Source organism: Oleiphilus sp. HI0086 (assembly GCF_001635225.1).
In genome coordinates this window covers 1-2,261 of sequence record NZ_LWFZ01000825.1, presented here as the reverse complement: position 1 = coordinate 2,261, position 2,261 = coordinate 1, and the positions used below count along the sequence as shown (strand labels likewise).

At 39.1% G+C, this 2,261-nt stretch carries 4 protein-coding genes; 2 read left to right on the top strand and 2 right to left on the bottom strand.

Translation table 11 applies throughout. The annotated features are described in order from the left end of the window. Positions 1 to 651 (top strand): DUF642 domain-containing protein (locus A3756_RS14775; protein WP_231875549.1); only part of this gene is annotated, 651 nt, incomplete at its 5' end. Positions 652 to 777: 126 nt separating this feature from the next. Next, positions 778 to 1,497, top strand: a complete 720-nt coding sequence (locus tag A3756_RS14770) for a hypothetical protein (protein WP_068510718.1) — start codon at positions 778 to 780, stop codon at positions 1,495 to 1,497. A gap of 57 nt (positions 1,498 to 1,554) precedes the next feature. Here A3756_RS14770 and A3756_RS26135 read toward each other — a convergent pair whose 3' ends face one another. Together A3756_RS26135 and A3756_RS26130 are read right to left on the bottom strand one after the other, a co-directional pair. Then, the gene (locus A3756_RS26135) at positions 1,555 to 1,821 is read right to left on the bottom strand and encodes a hypothetical protein (RefSeq protein WP_068633325.1); all 267 of its coding nucleotides are present in this window, start codon (positions 1,819 to 1,821) and stop codon (positions 1,555 to 1,557) included. 44 nt (positions 1,822 to 1,865) lie between these two features. Next, positions 1,866 to 2,093 carry a hypothetical protein gene (locus tag A3756_RS26130; RefSeq protein ID WP_082865277.1) on the bottom strand — a complete coding sequence of 76 codons (228 nt, stop codon included), beginning with the start codon at positions 2,091 to 2,093 and terminating at the stop codon, positions 1,866 to 1,868. Positions 2,094 to 2,261 lie beyond the last annotated feature (168 nt).

Below are 2,261 nucleotides of genomic sequence, written 5' to 3'. Positions count from 1 at the left end.
TTCATTAAATTAGGCTGTATTATGAAAAATTTAACAAAGTTGTTCGGTTCAATCTGTTTAACTACTGCTGTATCTATGAGTGCTCAAGCTAATCTTATAGAAAATGGCAGCTTCGAAGATATTGGTAACGAAGCAGCACTTGGCGGGTATGGAAGCGCAGCTACGTGGCAGATTTATTCTAGCATTCCAAATTGGGACGCCAGCCAGAATGTTGAAATATGGTCTAACAATTTTATCGTACCTGCCGATGATGGAATTAGAGTATTAGAACTTAATGCGCACCCTGGAGACGCTAATGGTCAGTTCTCTATCTTCCAAGACTTCGCGACGACAGCAGGTCAGGCCTACGAGTTAAGTTTTGCTGGTCGCCGCCGCCAAGCTAACTCTGATGAAGCTTTCTCAGTCAGTGTTGGTGACCTTTCAGATTCTGTTTATAACCAATCATGGGGTAACTGGAATCAGTATACTTATCAATTCACAGCTACTAGCTCGCTTTCTACCTTAACATTCACATCCTTAGATGGCGGAAGAGATACAACAGGTAATATTTTTGACGACGTTAAAGTTACTGCAGTTTCAGAACCTGGCACCATTGCTTTGTTTGCATTAGGTTTGGCAGGACTAGTTGCCACACGTAAAAAAATGAAATAACAATACCTTTGTAGTTTCTAAAAAGCCGCACTTAAATGCGGCTTTTTTTTAATTCCGTTCTTTATTTCTTTGAAAATATCCAAGTCGCTTCTAAGCTTAGTTTAAACACTAACTTAACTGACGACTATGACAAAACCCATCGCATTTCTAATCCACTTTCTTATTAGTCTCGCTATCGTATCGATAGTTTACTTTTTTATCAGATTCCAAATTTATCCTGACTTCTACTTCAAAATACAGGGTATATCAGAAATCATTCTAATCCTGTTTGCTGTAGACGTGATACTAGGGCCACTACTTACTTTTGTCGTATATAAAAAAGGTAAGAAGAGTCTAAAGTTTGACCTGTCAGTGATTGCATTATTCCAAATAGCAGCGCTTGTATATGGGTTTCAGACCATCTACAAGGAAAGGCCTTTATCAGCATTACTTGTCAATAACTCATTTGAGATCCAAACCGCATCGAATTACGATATGACAGCTGTTGACCCTAATATTATCGATACTAGCTTGGCTTCAGCACCAAAGTTCCACGTTTTAACCGGTACAACCGAAGTTAGAATAGCGATCACTGTTCATGCATTTACCGGTGAAGGGGATACAGATTATCTACAGAACATGGATTATTATCATGAGCTAGGCGAGCAAAAAGAACGCATCAAGCAAGCAGCTCTTGAAGAAGTCTACCTTAAGAAGATTTATAAGGATCAAGAGTTTGATACAGGCAAATACTTCTATATCCGCATAATTGGGAAATCAGGCTTTGGTTTGGCAAAGCTCGACAAGAATACCTATGAAGTCCTTGAAATTTTTGCTTTGACAGATTTCGACATGAACACTTTGTGAACTGCAAATAATGCATTAAGGCGATAATCTAAGCTTTTATCACCTTAATGCGCAGCCCTAAGACTTTGCGCTGATGTGTTCAGCATCATCCTTGGAAAACGGATTAGTAATAGTCGAGCTAGAACCTTGAAGTACCGCCTCGGGGTGCCTTATTTCCATAATGCACTTTATGCGTTGTTCATCCTTCGTGTTAACATCCACTAAGATCAAGTGCTGACCTTCAATAATTTGTTCGTGAAACTTCTGGATCTTGTAGTGTTCAGTATTGAGCCCACCAACACCGCCAAACCACGCACCAAAGAACATGCTAAAGATCGCGATCACTAGCCATGCATTGAAGCTAAACTCCTCGATATAAGTAAAGGGGACTAAAAAAACAGCCCAATCATCCCACCGGACAATAAGCCTCGCTCTACAAAGCGCACGAAGTCGGTACGCTGAAGTGCACTCGCAGAGTGGAGATGATGACTATATAGACCCTCTTCATTAGTACTAATAATATGAAAGTTCCAGTCAGTAATACCATGCTCATGCAAATCTTTCGAAACTTGGTCGACACTGTCAATTGAAGGGCTAAGGTAATATAAACGTTTCATAGGACACCTCCGACTACAAATTAATGCTCTAATTTAAAAACGGAAAACCATATAACGATCTATCTTTATCATTAACTTAATTATAGCGCTAAAGATGCTGCTTTTTTGATCAGATATAGACCGTCTTATTCTATATAGATTTTTATTATCACTATTAAGTTTATGCAA